Below are 17,430 nucleotides of genomic sequence, written 5' to 3' on the forward strand. Positions count from 1 at the left end.
CTGGCCGGAGTTCGCCGCCGAGGGCAAGGGCGCGCTGACCCTGCGGGACCTGCTCGCGCACCGCGCCGGGCTGGTCGGCACCGACACCGGGTTCTCCCTCGCCGAGCTGGCCGACGACCGGATGATCGCCGAACGCCTCGCCGACCAGCGGCCGTTCTGGCGGCCGGGCACGGCCTTCGGCTACCACGCGCTGGTGATCGGCGCGCTGACCGGCGAGGTCGTCCGCCGCGCGACGGGCCGTACGCTCCAGGAGGTGTACGAGGAGCGGATCCGCGCCCCGCACGGCCTCGACCTGTACCTGGGCCTGCCGGCCGCGCACGAACCCCGCTTCCGCCCGGTCCGGCCGATGCTGCCGACCCCCGAGCAGCAGGCCCGGCTCGACGCCGCGCCGACCGGCCCGCACACCCTCACCTCGATCGCCTTCAACCGGCACGGCACGGACCCCACCGACCTGGAGAGCCTGCCGAACGAGCGGCTGATCCGCGCCCAGGGCCCCGCCTCGGTGGGCGGCATCGGCTCGGCACGCGGCCTCGCGGCCATGTACGCGGCGACGATCAGCGGGGTGGACGGCCGCACCCCGCTCCTGAAGGAGGACACCCTCGCGGAGTTCGGCCAGATCCACTCCGTGGGCTACGACCTGGTGGCCCGCGCCCACAAGTCCTTCGGTCTCGGCTTCCAGGCGACCGCCGACACCTGGCACCCCTTCCTGGGCGCCACCACGATCGGCCACAGCGGCGCCAACGGCGTCCAGTCCTTCGCGGACCCGCGCGCGGGCATCGCCTACGCCTACACGAGGCGCCGGTTCGCGTTCCCGGGAGGGGCGGCACCGGAGAACGACCGGCTGGCGGCGACCATTCAGCAGGCGGCACTGTCAGCGCCCTGAAGAGGCGCGGGGAACTGCGCGAGAAACCACGTACGACCCGCACCCGGCGATGCACAGGCACCCGGCAGGCGCCCCCGGCCGAAAGAACAGCCGCACCCCACGTCCAAGGATGCGGCTGCCGATGTACGCAACGACGAAGGTCAGACCAGCGTCACGGTGATGTTCCCGCGAGTCGCCTTCGAGTAGGGGCACACCTGGTGCGCCTTCTCGACAAGCTCCCGGGCGGTGGCCTCGTCGACGTTCGGGATGCTCGCCGAGATCTCCACGATGATCCCGAACCCGTCGTCGTTCTTGCCGATCCCGACCTTCGCGGTGACGGTCGAGCCGGAGACGTCGGCACCCTCCTGCCGGGCGACCACGCCCAGCGCCCCCTGGAAGCACGCGCTGTACCCGGCGGCGAACAGCTGCTCCGGATTGGTCCCGGACCCGCTGCCGCCCATCTCCTTGGGCGGATTGACGACGACGTCGAGTCGGCCGTCATCCGTGGCGACGCGCCCGTCGCGACCGTTCTCGGCGGTGGCGACGGCGGTGTACAGGACGTCGGACTGCGTGATGGGCATGCGGTTGTCCTCCTCCTCGGTCCGCCGCGACTCGCGCCCACGATCGCCGACGGATTTCGGAAAGAAGTTACCGCATGCCGAAAAACACGGGAAGGCTAGAGCTTGACGACCATCTTGCCGACGTTGTCGCCCCGCAGTACCCCGAGGAACGCCTCCAGGTTGTTCTCGATGCCCTCGACCACGGTCTCCCGGTACTTCAGCGCGCCCGAGGCGACCCACGGGCCGACCTCCTGGACGAACTGGGGCTGGAGGTCGTAGTGGTCGCCGACCAGGAAGCCCTCGATCCGGCCGCGGGTCTGGATGAGCCGGGCCAGGTTCTTCGGGCCGGGGGCGGGCTGGGTGTTGTTGTAGACCGAGATCATGCCGCAGATCGCGATCCGGCCGCCCTCGTTCAGCGAGCCGATCGCGGCCTCCAGGTGGTCCCCGCCGACGTTGTCGAAGTAGACGTCGATGCCGTCGGGCGCCGCCGCGCGCAGCTGCTCGGCGACCGGGCCGTTCTTGTAGTTGAACGCGGCGTCGAAGCCGTACTCGTCCACCAGCAGCTTGACCTTCTCGTCGGACCCGGCCGAGCCGATGACCCGGGAGGCGCCCTTGAGCTTGGCGATCTGGCCCACCTGGCTGCCCACGGCCCCGGCCGCGCCCGACACGAACACGGTGTCGCCCTCCTTGAAGGAGGCGGTGCGCAGCAGGCCGGCGTAGGCGGTCAGGCCGGTCATGCCGAGCACGCCCAGGTACGTCGACAGGGGCGCGGCCTCGGGGTCGACCTTGACGGCGTGCCGGGCGTCCACGGCCGCGTACTCGCGCCAGCCGAAGAAGTGCAGGACGTGGTCGCCGGCGGAGATGCCCTCGGCGCGGGACTCGATCACCTCGCCGACCGCGCCGCCCTGCATGACCTTGCCCAGCTCGAAGGGGGCGACGTACGACTTCGCCTCGCTCATCCGGCCACGCATGTACGGGTCGACGGAGAGGTACTTGTTCCGCACCAGCACCTGGCCCTCGCCCGGCGTCGGGACCGGCGTCTCGACCAGGGCGAAGTCCTCGGGCTTGGGCCAGCCGACGGGACGGCTGAGCAGGTGCCACTCGCGGTTGATCATGGTGAGGCCTTTCCAAGCTACTTCAGTACCTGAAACAACCATGCGCCTGAATATTTCAGGATGTCAAGTAACCGGGTATCCTGGAGGGCATGTCCACCCCATCGAAGAACCATCGCCCCGACGCCCTCACCCTGGAAGTCGTGGAGCTGATCGGTGATGTCGTGGCCCGCTTCTACGCGGACTACGAGAAGGCGGCGGGCGAGCACACGCTGACCGGCCCGCAGGCCCGGCTCCTCAGCCTGCTCTCGCTGGAGCCGCTGCCCATGCGCAAGCTGGCGCAGAAGCTCAAGTGCGAGCCGTCGAACGTGACCGGGATCGTGGACCGCCTGGAGTCCCGCGGCCTGGTGGAGCGCCGCCCCGACCCGGCCGACCGCCGGGTGAAGGTCGCCGCCGCCACCGAGGAGGGCCGCCGGATGGCCCGGGACCTGCGCGAGAACCTGCACTTCGCGCGCGAGCCGCTCGCCGCCCTCAGCGACGACGAACGCGGCGCCCTGCGCGACCTGCTCCGCCGCATGCTGGACGCCTGACCTCCCGGGCCTGCCTACCGAGCCAGTAAAGTCCTCGCCATGCGCGATCTTGGGGTGGGTTTCGGTTATCTGCTGAAGGGCCAGCGATGGGTGGCCCGGCACGGGCGGCAGTACGGGTTCGGGCTGCTGCCCGGCCTGATCACACTGGTGCTGTACGCCGCCGCGCTGGTCGCCCTCGCCGTGTGGGGCGAGGACGCCGTCACCTGGGCCACTCCCTTCGCGGACGACTGGTCCAGCCCCTGGCAGGGCCTGTTCCGCGGCTTCCTGACCGCCGTCCTCTTCGCCCTCGGCCTGCTCCTGGCCGTGCTGACGTTCACCGCCGTCACCCTGCTGGTCGGCCAGCCCTTCTACGAGAACCTCTCGGAGACGGTCGACGCCGACGTCTCGCCCGACGGCACCGCTCCCCGCTCGGACCTCCCGCTCTGGCGCGAGCTGTGGATCTCGGGCCGGGACAGCCTGCGCGTCCTGGTCCGGGCCGGCCTGTGGGGCGTGCTGCTCTTCGCGCTCGGGTTCCTGCCCTTCGTCGGGCAGACCGTCGTCCCCGTGATCGGCTTCTTCGTCACCGGCTTCTTCCTCACCGAGGAACTCGCCGCCGTGGCCCTGCAGCGCCGGGGCGTCGACCTGCGCGCCCGGCTCAGCCTGCTCCGCTCCCGCAAGACCCTGGCCTGGGGCTTCGGCACGCCCCTGGGCCTGGCCTTCCTGGTGCCGTTCGTCGCGGTGTTCCTGATGCCGGGCGCCGTCGCGGGCGCCACGCTCCTGGCCCGGGACCTGCTGGGCGAGGAGAGCGCCGACGACGGCACCGACGCGCCCGCGGAGGAGAACGCCACACCGTGACCGAGCTGCTCGCCGTCGCCGTCATCACCGTCCTGGCCGTCATCGCTCCCGGCGCCGACTTCGCGATGGTCGTCCGCAACAGCTACCTCCACGGCCGCCGCACCGGCCTGCTCGCCGCCGCCGGAGTCGCCGCCGGCGTGCTGGTCCACGTCACCTACACCATGCTCGGCGTGGGCCTGCTGATCGCCTCCTCCACCGTCCTGTTCACGGTCGTCAAGCTGATCGGCGCCGCCTACCTCGTCCTCGTCGGCGTCCGCACCTTCCGCGCCCGCGGCGAGGTCACGGTGGACCTGGAGCGCCGGGCCGGGCTGACGCCGCTCGCCGCGCTGCGCACCGGCTTCCTCACCAACGTCCTCAACCCCAAGACGACCCTGTTCGTCGTCTCCACGTTCGCCCAGGTCGTCGGCCCCGGCACCCCGGTCCCCCAGCAGGTGGGCTACGGCCTGTTCATGGCGCTGGCCCACCTGGTGTGGTTCGGCGCGGTCGCGCTCTTCTTCTCGCAGGAGCGCCTGCGCACCCTGATGCTCCGCGCCCAGAAGGTCCTCAACAAGGTCATCGGAACCGTCCTGGCCGGTCTCGGCGTCAGCCTGGCCTTCGCTCCGTCGCACTGACGGCCACGGCGACGATCGCCCGCACCTGCGCGACGATGTCCAGCCGGTTGCGCACGAACTCGGGATCGGTCACCTCGGTGGTGTTCCCGGCGCCGAACTGCAGCACCGGGGTGTGCACATGCCCGCCCGGCAGCGTGCCGTGCAGACCGAGCCGGTCCCGCAGCAGGGTGGCCCGGTAGGCGATCTCGTTGGACAGGTAGTCGCCGCCGCCCCCGGCCCGGGCCGTGGAGCCGGGGGTCGGCCCGTCCGGCCGTACGACGGGCGCGCCGCCTCCCGCCGGGATCTCGGTGACCTGCGTGTTGTCGTAGACCGGGAAACGCCCCGTGGGCACGGCCGTGAGGGCGGCGTACGGCAGGGTCGTGGTCGTCCACTGCGGCTGCGTCGCCGGATCCGCGACCGGCACCGGCTCCGTGCGGCTGACGTTGTCGTTGTCCGGGAAGCCGCCGCGCCAGGCGCCGTTGGTGCGCTCGATGTCGAACCGGCCGACGCGGCCCTGGCTCACGGTCGTGAACAGGTCCGCCTTCGGCAGGTGCGGCCGCAGGGTCCGCTCCACCGTGCCCTCGGCGAAGTCCTGCCAGCGCACCGGGAACACGGCGGTCTCGATGCGCGCCGGGCCCGCCGCCGTCTCGACCACCGTGCCGTCGAGCGCGAGCGCCGTCGCCCCGGACGGGTTGGAGATGCGGATGTCCCGGTCGAGCGTGAAGGGGTCGAAGCCGGTGAGCAGCACCCGCCGCGGACGGCCCCCGGCCGGGTAGCGGATGTCGGCCTGCCCGCGCGAGGTCCGCTCCACCGCGTCCAGCAGCGCGTCCCGTTGCCGGCCGGTCAGGCCGAACCGCGGCTGCCAGGTGCGCACTTCCCGGGTCATCCCCAGCCGCGCCCAGTACAGCGGCCGGTCGTCGTCCCGGCTGAGGTCCCCGCCGGCGGGCCCCCGTCCCTGCGCCCGGTCCACGGCCCGCCGCCACAGCGCGGTCCCCTCCCGCAGGACGACGCGGCGGGCCTGCGCGTACGAGCGCGCCCGCTCCAGCGCCCGGCTGAACTCCGGCGCCACGTCGTCGAATCCGGAGCGGCGCAGGATCTCCTGCGGTACGGCCTTGTCGAGGCGCTGCTCCTCGGTGGTGGCGGAGGGCGTCGCGGTGGCCGTCGTGGTGGGGACGGTCAGGCCGGCGAGCAGGCTCAGGCCGAGGACGGCGAGGCGAAGGCGTATGCGGGTCAAGGGACTTGGGTCCTTCCGGTCGGCGCCGTGACTGCGGACCACCGTAGTCGCCCGCGGGCGCGCGGAGGCCGGTCGCGCAGTTCCCCGCGCCCCTCCGGGGCGCTCCCTCACTCCGCCGGTTCCCCCAGCAGCCGCAGAAAGTCCCGGAACGCCCCCGGCATGTCCACCGACTCCGGGTCCAGGAGCCACTGGTACTGCAGGCCGTCCATCACGGCGACGAGCAGGGGCGCGGTGCGTTCGGGGGTGAGGCCGTTGGGCAGCCGGTCGCCGTACTCGGTGCGCAGGACCGCCGCCATGGACGCGCGGACCCGGGCGTACCGCTCGGTGAAGTACGCCCGCGCCGGATGACCCTCCGTCACGCTCTCGCCGAGCAGCGCCGCGAAGGTCTGGATGATCGCCGGACGCATCGCGTTGTACTCGACCAGCGAGGCCAGCAGATCCGTCCGCCACGGCGAGTCCGGCACCGCGTCCCACCGGTCCCGCTCCTGGAGCACGGCCACCAGCAGGGCGTCCTTGGTGGGGAAGTGGTGCAGCAGACCCTGCTGGGTGAGACCGACCCGCTCGGCCACGGCGGCCAGGCTGGCGCCCCGGTAACCGCGCTCGGCGATCACCTCGAGGGCGGCCCGCACGATCTCCGCGCGCCGCTCCTCGCTCCTGACCCTCGCGCTCATGACGTCACCGTACGACATCCCTGCCCGTCGATATAACGGCAAGGTGACGAAACCTACCGCACTACAGGTGGCGCGGGCACGATGGAGGCACCTGCACGGACTCGACGAGGAGGAACGATGGCGGGAGCCCAGCCCACCCCGGCCGACGAGGCCCGCGAGGCGGTCGTGGAGGCCGCCCTCGGCGCACTCGGCCTCGACGCCAAGGCGCGACTGCTCGCCGGACAGGACATGTGGACCCTGCCCGCGCTGCCCGAGATCGGTCTGAAGTCCCTCGTCATGTCCGACGGCCCGATCGGCGTCCGGGGCGTGCGCTGGACCGCCGACGACCCCTCCGTGGCCCTGCCCTCGCCGACCGCGCTCGCCGCCACCTGGGACCCCGGACTCGCCCGCCGCGCCGGTGTGCTGCTCGCCCAGGAGGCCCGCCGCAAGGGCGTCCACGTCCTGCTCGCGCCCACCGTCAACCTGCACCGCTCCCCGCTCGGCGGACGCCACTTCGAGTGCTACAGCGAGGACCCGTACCTGACCGGCGCCATCGGCACCGGCTACGTCCTGGGCGTCCAGTCCGGCGGAGTCGGCACCACCGTCAAGCACTTCGTCGCCAACGACGCCGAGACCGACCGCCTCACGGTGAACAACCTGGTCCCCGAACGCGCCCTGCGCGAGCTGTACCTGGCCCCCTTCGAGGCCATCGTCCGCAACGCCCGCCCGTGGGGCGTCATGACCGCCTACAACACGGTCAACGGCACGACGATGACCGAGCATCACCACCTCGTGGGCGAGGTGCTGCGCGGCGAGTGGGGCTTCGACGGCTTCAACGTCTCCGACTGGACGGCCGCCCGGGACACGGTGGCCGCCGCCGACGGCGGGCTCGACGTCGCCATGCCCGGCCCCCGGACCGTGTACGGCCCCGCCCTCGCCCAGGCCGTGCGGGACGGCAAGGTGAGCGAGGCCACGGTCGACGCGGCCGTCCGCCGGGTGCTCCGCCTCGCCGCCCGCGTCGGCATCCTGGCCGGCGCCGAACCGGTGGTCGCCGCACCTCCGGCGCCGGTCGACGGCGAGGCCCTGGCCCGCGAGATCGCCCGCCGCTCCTTCGTCCTCGTCCGCAACGAACGCGGCGCGCTCCCGCTGCGGCCCGGCGCCACCGTGGCCCTGATCGGCGCCGCCGCCCGCGACGCCCGGGTGCTCGGCGGCGGCTCCGCCACCGTCTTCCCGCCCCGGATCGTCTCCCCGCTCGACGGCCTCACCGCCGCCCTCCCCGCCGGCACCCTCGCGTACGCCGTCGGCGCCGACCCGGCCACCGAACTCGCCGTCGCCGACCAGGGATTCCGCCTGCGGGCCGTCTGCCGGAACGCCGCCGGTGAGATCATCGGCACCCGCTCCGCCCCGGGCGGCCTGATCCAGTGGATGGGCTCCGACCTCCCCGAGGGCGTCACCTACGCCACTCTGCACACCGTCGAGCTGACGGGCACCTTCACCCCGCGCGCATCCGGCCCGCACACCTTCGGCATCAAGGGCACGGGTCCCTTCACCCTCACCGTCGACGGCACCACGTACTACGACGACGACCAGCGCGCCGGCCAGGAGGACCCCTTCGACACCTTCTTCGGCGCCCCCGTCCCCCGCGCGCGGGTCGAACTCACCGCCGGCGAACCGGTCGAGGTCTCCCTCACCCACGTCGTCCGGATCCCCGAGGACCTCCCGATGAAGGTGGTCGGCTTCGCGCTCGCCCACTCCGGCCCGCAGCGCGACCCGGACGAGCTGATCGCCGAGGCCGTCGAGGCCTCCCGCGGCGCCGACACGGCCGTCGTCATGGTCGCCACCACCGACCGCGTGGAGTCCGAGGGATTCGACCGCCGGGACCTGAGGCTGCCCGGCCGCCAGGACGACCTGGTCCGCGCGGTCGCCGCCGCCAACCCGAACACCGTCGTGGTCGTCAACTCCGGCTCCCCGGTCGAACTGCCCTGGCGCAACGAGGTCGCCGCCGTCCTGCTGACCTGGTTCCCCGGCCAGGAGGGCGGCGCCGCCCTCGCCGACGTCCTCACCGGCGCGCACGAGCCCGGCGGCCGGCTCCCCACCACCTGGGGCTCCCTCGCCGACGCCCCGGTCACCCAGGTCGTCCCGGTCGACGGCGAGCTGCGCTACAGCGAGGGCGTGTTCATCGGCTACCGCGCGTGGGAACGGGCCGGCCGCACCCCGTCGTACCCCTTCGGCCACGGCCTCGGCTACACCGACTGGGCCTATGAGTCCCTGGAGGCCGACGGCACCACCGTGCGCGTCCGCGTCCGCAACACCGGGGAGCGGGCGGGCCGCGAGGTCGTCCAGGTGTACGTCGGTCCCACCGGACCCGGCCCCGAGCGCCCGGCGCGCTGGCTGGCCGGCTTCGCGTCCGTCGAGGCCGGGCCGGGGGAGAGCGCCGAGGTCACCGTCGAGCTGCCGCGCCGCGCCTTCGAGGTCTGGGACGACACGGCGAAGACGTGGTCATGTGTGAAGGGTTCGTACGAGATCTCCGCCGGACGCTCGATCGCCGACCGTCGGCTCACCGCGGCGATTAACGTCTGATCCGGGACAAGTCTCCCGCATGAGCAGCCCCGGCCCGGGACCTGACCCCTGGGCCGGGGCTCATGCGTTCAACAGGCCGGGGCCGGTGGCTGGGGCCGGTGGGACTCCCGTTCTCGCCGGCGCGGAGGACTCCGCCGTGTTCCGGCGGCGCGTGGTCAGGGCGTCGCGACCGCGTACACCGTCTCGGACCGGAACACCTCGCCGGGCCGCAGCACCGTGCTCGGGAAGTCCGGCCGGTTCGGGGAGTCCGGGAAGTGCTGCGTCTCCAGGGCGATGCCGGCGCCGGGGGAGAACGGCCCGGACAGGTGGTCGGCGGTGTACAGCTGGAGGCCCGGCTCGGTCGTCGCCACCCTCAGGGTCCGCCCCGAGGCGGGGTCGTGCAGCTCGGCCACCTCCTCGGCCGCGCCGGTCACGCCCTTGTCCAGCGCGAAGTTGTGGTCGTAGCCGGAGCCGACCGTCCGGGCCGTACGGAAGTCGAAGCGGGAGCCCGTCACATCGGCCGGCTCCCCGGTCGGGATCAGATCCGCGTCCACCGGGGTGTACCGGGACGCGGCCAGCCGCAGCCGGTGCCCGCCGGCCCGGCCGGAGCCGCTCAGGTTCCAGTACGTGTGGTTCGTCAGGTTCACGACCGTCGGCGCGTCGGTGACCGCCTCGTAGCCGATCCGCAGCGCACCCGACTCCGTCAACGTGTACGTCACCGTCACCGCCAGCCGGCCCGGGAACCCCTCCTCGCCGTGCGGGCTCACCCGGCTCAGGCGCAGCCCGTGCGCCACCGGCGTCACCTCCCACACCCGCTTGTCGAAACCGCGCTCGCCGCCGTGCAGCGCGTTCGGGCCGTTGTTCCGCGCCAGCGGGTACGTCCGGCCGTCCAGGGCGAACCGGCCGCCCGCGATCCGGTTCGCGTACCGGCCGATCACGGCACCCAGATACGGCTCCGGATGCGCGAGATAGCCGTCGAGGTCCGGGAACCCCAGCACCACGTCCGCCGTCCGCCCGGCGCCGTCCGGAACCTCCACGGACTGCACGATCCCGCCGTACGACAGCACCCGCACCCGTGTCCCGCCCCGCTCCACCGTCCACCGGTGCACCGGAGTGCCGTCGGAAAGTGTGCCGAAAAGTTCACTCATGTGGGAAACCCTAGGTCACGGATTCCTCGCCGTGATCCTCCGGTACGCGATCTCCGCCAGCCGCGCCTGGCCGTCCTTGCTCGGGTGGAACCAGTCCCAGTGGCTGAGCTGGTCGGTGCCGAAGCGGTAGTCGTACACCGCGTTGCCGTCGAAGCGGCAGCGGCGGTCCTTGGCGCAGACCTCCTTCAGCACCTTGTTGTACGCCACCACCCGCTGCTGCACGGTGTCCCGGCGCAGCATCGCCGCGCTGGTCAGATCGTCCGCGTCACCCAGCATCGAGGGGCAGATGCCCAGCTTCCACACCTGCTTGCCCAGCACGTTCGTCCGGCCCTCGGACCACAGCCGCTTCAGGTTCGGCACGCTCGACACGTACACCTGCGTCTTCGGCAGCGCCGAGCGCAGCGTGCCCATCGCCTCCTCGAAGTCCGCGCGGAAGTCGGCCACCGAGGTCATCGCCGAAGCCGAGGCCCGGCAGGCGTCGTTCGCCCCCACCATCACCGTCACCAGCTCCGGGCTGCGCGAGGCCGCCCGCTCCATCTGCTCCGGCAGGTCGGCCATCCGGGCGCCGGTCACCGCGTAGTTCCAGCTGTGCTCCGCCGCCCCCGTCACCCCGAGCAGCCGCACCGCCAGGCTGTCCACCCTGGCGTCGCTGCCCGTCGCCCACGACACCTCGGGGCAGTCCGACAGCACCGTGCACGCGTCGAAGCCGCGGGTGATGGAGTCGCCCACCGCGGCGATGGAGTCCGGGCTGCGGTCCCACACGGGCGGCCGGGCCGCGCGGGCCTTGGTGCCCTCGGGCGCCGGCGCACGCCCGTCCCCGCCGGCACAGCCGGCGGCCCCCAGCACCACGGCCGCCACGACGGCGAGAACGGACCGCACACGGTGGCTTCGCTTCCGCATCCCTGGTGTTCCCCTCGTTCGACGGTCGGCGCTTCCTCCCATAAGAACGTGCGAGGGTTCCCGGTCCGGCCCCTGGGAACGGCGCACCCCCGTACAAGCGTCCCCCTGGGTGAATGGCGGCGGTTTCCTGGCACCGGGACCGACGGTACGTCACACTCCTTGCCCCGCCGCAGGGTAGCCTCGCCATCAACGCGGCCGTCGCGCCACTGCCGCCAGCCAGTCCGCAAGATGTCCCGCTCTGCCCGGAGGTTCCGGTGACGACACGTGGAGTTCTGTACGTGCACTCCGCGCCGCGCGCGCTGTGCCCGCACGTCGAGTGGGCCGTCGCCGGGGTGCTCGGCACGCGCGTCAACCTCGACTGGATCCGGCAGCCCGCGGCCCCCGGCACCTGGCGCTCGGAGTTCTCCTGGCAGGGCGAGGCCGGCACCGCCTCCAAGCTCGCCTCCGCGCTGCGCGGTTGGCATCTGCTGCGCTTCGAGGTCACCGCCGAGCCCTGCCCCACCGCCGAGGGCGAGCGCTACAGCTGCACCCCCGACCTCGGCATCTTCCACGCCGTCACCGGCATCCACGGCGACATCCTGATCCCCGAGGACCGCCTGCGCGCCGCGCTGACGCGTGCTCAGCGCGGAGAGACCGACCTCGCGGCCGAGATCGCCAAGCTCCTGGGCAAGCCCTGGGACGACGAACTGGAACCGTTCCGCTACGCGGGCGAGGGCGCCCCGGTCCGCTGGCTGCACCAGGTGGTGTGACGCACCCCCACCAACGGCGACGGCCCGGCCTCCACCACAGGAGACCGGGCCGGCACACGTTACGGAACTCAGAGGGTCCTGAACGCCAGGACCACGTTGTGCCCGCCGAACCCGAACGAGTCGTTCAGCGCGGCGATACGACCCTCGGGCAGCGCCCGCGCCTCACCGCGCACGATGTCCGCGTTGACCTCGGGGTCCAGGTTCTCCACGTTGATGGTCGGCGGAGCCGTGCGGTGCACCAGCGCCAGGATCGACGCGACGGTCTCCACACCGCCGGCGCCACCGAGCAGGTGACCGGTCATCGACTTGGTCGCGGAGATCGCCATGTGGTCGACGTCGTCGCCGAACACCTTCCGCAGCGCCTTGATCTCGGCGACGTCGCCCTGCGGCGTCGAGGTGGCGTGCGCGTTGACGTGCACGATCTCGGCCGGCTTCAGGTCGGTGTTGTCCAGCAGGTTGTGCAGCGCGTGCGCGATGCCGTTGCCGGACGGCTCCGGCTGCGTGATGTGGTGGGCGTCGGCGGAGATGCCCTGCCCGACCGCCTCGGCGTAGATCCGGGCGCCGCGGGCCTTCGCGTGCTCCTCGGACTCCAGGACGATCACACCGGCGCCCTCGCCGAGCACGAAGCCGTCCCGGCCGGCGTCGTAGGGACGCGAGGCGCCCTGCGGATCGTCGTTGTTCTTGGACATCGCCATCATGTTGCCGAAGGCGGCGATGGGCAGCGGGTGGATGGCGGCCTCGGTACCACCGGCCACGACCACGTCCGCACGCCCGGTGCGGATCATCTCGATCGCGTACCCGATGGCCTCCGCGCCCGAGGCGCAGGCCGAGACCGGGGTGTGCACGCCGGCGCGGGCACCCAGCTCGATACCGACGTTGGCCGCCGGGGAGTTGGGCATCAGCATCGGCACGGTGTGCGGGGAGACGCGGCGGACGCCCTTCTCCTTGAGGACGTCGTACTGGTCCAGGAGGGTCGTCACGCCGCCGATGCCGGAGGCGATGACCGCCCCGAGGCGATCGGGGTTCACGGACGCGTCCTCACCGGCCTTGGCGGTGAAGCCGGCGTCCTTCCAGGCCTCCTGAGCGGCGATCAGCGCGAACTGCGCGGACCGGTCCAGCTTGCGGGCCTGCGGGCGGGGGATGATCTCGCCCGGCTCGACGGCGATCTGCGCGGCGATCCGGACCGGCATCTCCGCCGCCCACTCCTGCTTCAGCAGGCTGACACCGGACGTGCCGGCGACGAGGGCCTCCCAGGTCGAGGCTGCGTCGCCACCCAGCGGTGTGGTTGCGCCGATACCGGTGACGACCACGGTGCGATTGGTCGGGCTCACGGGAATTCTTTCTCCAACGGATACGGGAGGACTACCCCCGCCTCTGCGGGGATTACGGCGCCACCGCCGGGTGGCGGGGCTTCACAGCCTCGGGCCTAAGGGGTGACTCAGGCCTGGTGCTCGAGGATGTACTTGGTGGCGTCACCCACGGTCTTCAGGTTCTTGACGTCGTCGTCCGGGATCTTCACGTCGAAGCGCTCCTCGGCGGCGACGACGACCTCGACCATGGACAGCGAGTCGACGTCCAGGTCGTCGGTGAAGGACTTGTCCAGCTGGACGTCCTCAACCGGGATGCCGGCGATCTCGTTCACGATTTCGGCGAGACCGGCGACGATCTCTTCCTGAGTGGCGGCCATGTCAGGCGCTCCTTCTTCGATAATCCAGACGGTTTGTGGCAGTTGTCCCCGCTTCGGATCGCATGATCCGGCACGGAGTGCCTAGGGGAGGGTAACGACCGTGGCGGCGTAGACGAGACCCGCCCCGAATCCGATGACGAGCGCGGTGTCGCCGCTCTTCGCCTCCCCGGTCGCCAGGAGCCGCTCCATCGCGAGCGGGATCGAGGCGGCCGAGGTGTTGCCGGTGGTGCGGATGTCACGGGCGACCGTGACGTGCTCCGGCAGCTTCAGTGTCTTCACCATCGAGTCGATGATCCGCACATTGGCCTGGTGCGGGATGAAGACGTCCAGGTCGTCCGGGGTGATCCCGGCCGCGTCCAGCGCCTGCTGGGCGACCTTCGCCATCTCGAACACGGCCCAGCGGAACACCGCCTGGCCCTCCTGCGTGATCGCAGGGAACTTGATGTTGCCCTCGCTGTCGACGGGCAGTTCGGACACGTCGCCGATCCGGAACCGGTCCCACGGGACGGTCTGCTTGATCGTCTCGGACTTGTCGCCCTCGGAGCCCCACACGGTCGGGCCGATCGCCGGCTCCGTGGAGGGGCCCACCACGACCGCGCCGGCGCCGTCACCGAACAGGAACGCGGTCGCCCGGTCCTCCAGGTCGGTCAGGTCGCTCAGCCGCTCCACGCCGATGACGAGCACGTACTCGGCGGAACCTTCCACCACCATGCCCTTGGCGAGCGTCAGGCCGTAGCCGAAGCCCGCGCAGCCCGCCGAGATGTCGAAGGCGGCGGCCTTGTCGGTGCCGAGCTTGTCGGCGATCTCGGTGGCGACGGCCGGGGTCTGGCTGAAGTGCGACACGGTCGACACGACCACCGCGCCGATCTGCTCGGCGTCGATGCCGGCGTCCGCGATGGCCTTCCCGGAGGCCTCGATCGCCATCGCGGCGACGGTCTCCTCGGGACCGGCCCAGTGCCGGGTCTCGATGCCGGAGCGCGAGCGGATCCACTCGTCGGACGAGTCGATCTTCTCGAGGATCACCTCGTTCGGCACCACCCGGGTCGGCCGGTAGCCGCCGACGCCGAGGATGCGCGCATACGGGGCGCCCTTGCTGGGCTTGATCTTCGACATGCTGCTCGGACTCCTTGTCAGGCCGTGTGCTCGGCGATGAGCTGGCGCGCGGCGTCGAGGTCGGCGGGGGTCTTCAGGGCGTGCAACGCGACACCGGGCAGAGCCCGCTTGGCCAGGCCGGTCAGGGTGCCGCCCGGGCACACCTCGAGGATCGCGGTGACGCCCAGCTCCTTGAAGGTCTCCATGCACAGGTCCCAGCGCACGGGGTTGGCGACCTGGCCGACCAGCCGCTCCAGCACCTCGGCACCGGACGCGACGACCCGGCCGTCCTTGTTGGAGACGTACGGCACCTTCGGGTCGGCCGGCGACAGCTCCGCCGCGGCCTTGGCCAGGGTGTCCACCGCGGGCGCCATGTGCCGGGTGTGGAAGGCGCCGGCCACCTTCAGCGCGACGACCTTGCGGACGCCCTCGGGCTTGTCGTCGTTGAGCGCGGCCAGCTGCTCCAGCGTGCCGGCGGCGACGATCTGGCCCGCGCCGTTGATGTTCGCCGGGGTCAGACCCAGCTTCTCCAGGTGCGGGAGGGTCACCTCGGGGGCCCCGCCGAGCAGTGCCGCCATGCCGGTCTCGGTGACCGCGGCGGCGTCGGCCATCGCCAGACCCCGCTTGCGGACGAGGCCGAGGGCGGCCGTGTCGTCCAGCACACCGGCGAAGGCGGCGGCGGTGATCTCGCCGACGCTGTGGCCCGCGACGGCGCCCGGGGCGATCTCGGACATGTCACCGAGTGCCGTGGCGGACAGGATGCCGGCGGCCACGAGCAGCGGCTGGGCCACCGCCGTGTCACGGATGGCGTCGGCGTCGGCCTGGGTGCCGTAGTGCACGAGGTCCAGTCCGATGGCGTCGGACCAGGCGGCGACGCGGTCAGCGGCACCGGGCAGTTCGAGCCAGGGGGTCAGGAAGCCGGGCGTCTGAGCGCCCTGGCCGGGAGCGACGAGTACGAGCACTCTCACACTCTCTCTTGGGGACGGGCACGGCCGCCCGTGAGGACAGGGACGAAGAACACGAAGGGCTTTTGTGGGCCTCCGACAAAACCCTATGCCTGGGAATCTGCGTCGGCCAGACGCCCCAGGATGAGCGCGATCCGTAGTGTGAACGCGGATCGTACATCCGAAGGCGACCATCCGGTGACGTCAGTCACACGTCGGAGCCGGTAGCGCACGGTGTTCGGGTGAACGAAGAGCATCCTCGCCGCGCCTTCCAGGCTGCTCGCCTGCTCCAGGTAGACACTCAGGGTTTCCAGCAGCGCGGAGCCGGCCTCCTCAAGCGGTCTGTAGATCTCCTCCACCAGCTGCTCGCGGGCGCTGGGATCACCCGCGATGGCACGCTCCGGCAGGAGATCGTCCGCGAGTACCGGCCGCGGCGCGTCCTGCCAGGCGGAGCAGGCCTTCAGCCCGGCGGCAGCGGCCTGCGCGGACCGGGTGGCGGCCAGCAGATCGGGGACGACCGGCCCGGCGACCACCGGCCCGGCGGCGAACGGTCCGATCAGCGACTTGGCGACGGCGAGCGGGTTGTCGCTGCCGCCCGCGATGACGACGAGCCGGTCCCCGAGCACCCCGGTGAGCACCTGCACCTTGGCGTGCCGGGACGCCCGCCGGATCGCCTCGACGGTCAGCTCGCTGTCGCCGTCGGGCGCGGTCCCCAGCACGACGCACACGTGCTCGGGCGAGTTCCACCCCAGCGCGGCGGCCCGGCTGACCGCCCCCTCGTCCGCCTCCCCGCTCAGGACGGCGTTCACGACCAGCGACTCCAGGCGCGCGTCCCAGGCACCGCGTGCCTCGGCGGCCTGGGCGTAGACCTGGGCGGTGGCGAAGGCGATCTCCCGGGCGTACACCAGCAGCGCCTCGCGCAGCACGCTCTCGTCGCCGGGCGCGGCCACCTCGTCGATGGCGCTCTCCATCACCTCGATGGTGGTCCGCACCATCTCCACGGTCTGCCGCAGGGTGATGGCCCGGGTCAGCTCACGCGGCGCGGTCCCGAAGACGTCCGTGGAGATGGCCTGCGGTGCGTCCGGGCGCCGGAACCACTCGGTGAAGGCCGCGATGCCCGCCTGGGCGACGAGACCGATCCAGGAACGGTTCTCCGGGGGCATGGCCCGGTACCACGGCAGGGTCTCGTCCATGCGCGCGATCGCCTGCGCGGCGAGACTCCCGGAGGACTTCTCCAGTCGCTTCAGGGTCGCGGCATGCGGGTGGACGTGGCGGGCTGCGGGATCGCCGTGGTGGGATTCGGGTTCGGGCACGGGGACAAGACTGCCTTATCCGGACGGGCCCGTGCGTCGCCGGGTCACAGGTCAGGTCTACGGTGGTGCGCGTGATCGACGTACGGCGCGCCGCTGAGCGCTACCGCGGAGGGGACCCGGAGGCCGGGATCGACACCCGCCACGCCTTCTCCTTCGGCCCGCACTACGACCCGGACAATCTTCGCTTCGGCGCGCTGATCGCCTGCAACGAGGAGCGGCTCGCCCCCGGCGCCGGGTTCGGCGAACACCCGCACAGCCACACCGAGATCGTCACCTGGGTCGTCGAGGGCGAGCTGACCCACCGCGACTCCACGGGCCACGAGACGCGGGTGCGGCCCGGGGACGTGCAGCACCTCAGCGCGGCGGCGGGGGTGCGGCACGTGGAGCGCAACGACGGGGACGTGCCGCTGACCTTCGTGCAGATGTGGCTGATGCCACGGGAGAGCGGCGGCGACCCGGCCTACGACCTCGTCCCGGGCCTCGCCGACGCGACGCCGTACGCGCTGCCGGCGGCGGGCGCGGTGCTCCACGTGCGTCGCGTGGACCCCGGTGGCCGCACGGCGGTCCCGGACGCGGCGTACGTGTACGTCCACGTGGTGCGGGGCGAGGTGCGGCTGGCGGGGGAGGAGCTGGGCCCCGGGGATGCGGCGAGGATCACAGGGGCGG

General features: G+C 72.4%; 18 protein-coding genes. 7 read left to right on the top strand and 11 right to left on the bottom strand.

All coding sequences use genetic code 11. From position 1 onward, the window contains the following. Positions 1-883: serine hydrolase domain-containing protein (locus CCN44_RS04705; RefSeq protein WP_086696933.1), on the top strand; the 883-nt coding region annotated here is incomplete at its 5' end. Between the two features lie 140 nt (positions 884-1,023). Here CCN44_RS04705 and CCN44_RS04710 read toward each other — a convergent pair. Both CCN44_RS04710 and CCN44_RS04715 read right to left on the bottom strand, forming a co-directional pair. Beyond that, positions 1,024-1,443, bottom strand: coding sequence for an organic hydroperoxide resistance protein (locus CCN44_RS04710; RefSeq protein WP_059249246.1), 420 nt, complete (start codon positions 1,441-1,443; stop codon positions 1,024-1,026). A 95-nt stretch (positions 1,444-1,538) separates the two neighbouring features. After that, complete coding sequence (locus CCN44_RS04715; RefSeq protein ID WP_059249244.1) at positions 1,539-2,537, bottom strand: NADP-dependent oxidoreductase; 999 nt, start codon at positions 2,535-2,537, stop codon at positions 1,539-1,541. 89 nt (positions 2,538-2,626) lie between these two features. Here CCN44_RS04715 and CCN44_RS04720 point away from each other — a divergent pair, with 89 nt between their 5' ends. The 3 genes from CCN44_RS04720 to CCN44_RS04730 are packed head-to-tail and all read left to right on the top strand — an operon-like array spanning position 2,627 to position 4,509. Beyond that, positions 2,627-3,064: a MarR family winged helix-turn-helix transcriptional regulator gene (locus tag CCN44_RS04720; RefSeq protein ID WP_059249243.1), complete on the top strand. Its 438-nt coding sequence runs from the start codon at positions 2,627-2,629 to the stop codon at positions 3,062-3,064. 39 nt (positions 3,065-3,103) lie between these two features. After that, a complete protein-coding gene (locus CCN44_RS04725; protein ID WP_059249241.1) occupies positions 3,104-3,898 on the top strand; it encodes an EI24 domain-containing protein in 795 nt (264 codons plus the stop codon). Further along, positions 3,895-4,509, top strand: a complete 615-nt coding sequence (locus CCN44_RS04730; protein ID WP_059249239.1) for a LysE family translocator — start codon at positions 3,895-3,897, stop codon at positions 4,507-4,509. Before CCN44_RS04725 ends, CCN44_RS04730 begins: the two co-directional genes overlap by 4 nt. Here CCN44_RS04730 and CCN44_RS04735 read toward each other — a convergent pair. After that, the gene (locus CCN44_RS04735; RefSeq protein WP_086696935.1) at positions 4,481-5,722 is read right to left on the bottom strand and encodes a pyroglutamyl-peptidase I; all 1,242 of its coding nucleotides are present in this window, start codon (positions 5,720-5,722) and stop codon (positions 4,481-4,483) included. The genes CCN44_RS04730 and CCN44_RS04735 overlap by 29 nt on opposite strands. Before the next feature lie 107 nt (positions 5,723-5,829). After that, complete coding sequence (locus CCN44_RS04740) at positions 5,830-6,411, bottom strand: TetR/AcrR family transcriptional regulator (protein ID WP_086696936.1); 582 nt, start codon at positions 6,409-6,411, stop codon at positions 5,830-5,832. 99 nt (positions 6,412-6,510) lie between these two features. On the opposite strand from CCN44_RS04740, the gene CCN44_RS04745 reads away from it, so the two are divergent. Continuing rightward, on the top strand, positions 6,511-8,952 hold the full coding sequence (locus CCN44_RS04745; RefSeq protein ID WP_086696937.1) for a beta-glucosidase H: 2,442 nt from the start codon (positions 6,511-6,513) through the stop codon (positions 8,950-8,952). Between the two features lie 155 nt (positions 8,953-9,107). Here CCN44_RS04745 and CCN44_RS04750 read toward each other — a convergent pair whose 3' ends face one another. Next, entirely contained in the window at positions 9,108-10,079 is a 972-nt protein-coding gene (locus CCN44_RS04750; protein ID WP_086696938.1) for an aldose epimerase family protein, read from the bottom strand. Between the two features lie 15 nt (positions 10,080-10,094). After that, positions 10,095-10,979 carry an SGNH/GDSL hydrolase family protein gene (locus CCN44_RS04755; RefSeq protein WP_059249231.1) on the bottom strand — a complete coding sequence of 295 codons (885 nt, stop codon included), beginning with the start codon at positions 10,977-10,979 and terminating at the stop codon, positions 10,095-10,097. Positions 10,980-11,233: 254 nt separating this feature from the next. Between CCN44_RS04755 and CCN44_RS04760 the strand changes: the two genes are divergently transcribed. Next, positions 11,234-11,728, top strand: a complete 495-nt coding sequence (locus CCN44_RS04760) for a DUF3145 domain-containing protein (RefSeq protein WP_059249229.1) — start codon at positions 11,234-11,236, stop codon at positions 11,726-11,728. A 68-nt stretch (positions 11,729-11,796) separates the two neighbouring features. Here CCN44_RS04760 and fabF read toward each other — a convergent pair whose 3' ends face one another. From fabF to fasR, 5 genes are all read right to left on the bottom strand, one after another. Next, on the bottom strand, positions 11,797-13,059 hold the full coding sequence (gene fabF, locus CCN44_RS04765; RefSeq protein ID WP_059249226.1) for a beta-ketoacyl-ACP synthase II: 1,263 nt from the start codon (positions 13,057-13,059) through the stop codon (positions 11,797-11,799). Between the two features lie 107 nt (positions 13,060-13,166). Then, positions 13,167-13,415 carry an acyl carrier protein gene (locus CCN44_RS04770; RefSeq protein WP_055531551.1) on the bottom strand — a complete coding sequence of 83 codons (249 nt, stop codon included), beginning with the start codon at positions 13,413-13,415 and terminating at the stop codon, positions 13,167-13,169. An 81-nt stretch (positions 13,416-13,496) separates the two neighbouring features. Further along, entirely contained in the window at positions 13,497-14,528 is a 1,032-nt protein-coding gene (locus CCN44_RS04775; protein WP_059249224.1) for a ketoacyl-ACP synthase III, read from the bottom strand. A 17-nt stretch (positions 14,529-14,545) separates the two neighbouring features. Then, positions 14,546-15,469, bottom strand: coding sequence for an ACP S-malonyltransferase (locus CCN44_RS04780; RefSeq protein ID WP_059249222.1), 924 nt, complete (start codon positions 15,467-15,469; stop codon positions 14,546-14,548). A gap of 89 nt (positions 15,470-15,558) precedes the next feature. Then, on the bottom strand, positions 15,559-16,764 hold the full coding sequence (gene fasR / locus CCN44_RS04785; RefSeq protein WP_059249220.1) for a fatty acid biosynthesis transcriptional regulator FasR: 1,206 nt from the start codon (positions 16,762-16,764) through the stop codon (positions 15,559-15,561). A gap of 74 nt (positions 16,765-16,838) precedes the next feature. Between fasR and CCN44_RS04790 the strand changes: the two genes are divergently transcribed. Further along, the coding region (locus CCN44_RS04790; protein WP_086696939.1) for a pirin family protein at positions 16,839-17,430 on the top strand (592 nt) is incomplete at its 3' end.

The organism is Streptomyces tricolor (assembly GCF_002155905.1).
Lineage (GTDB): Bacteria > Actinomycetota > Actinomycetes > Streptomycetales > Streptomycetaceae > Streptomyces > Streptomyces tricolor.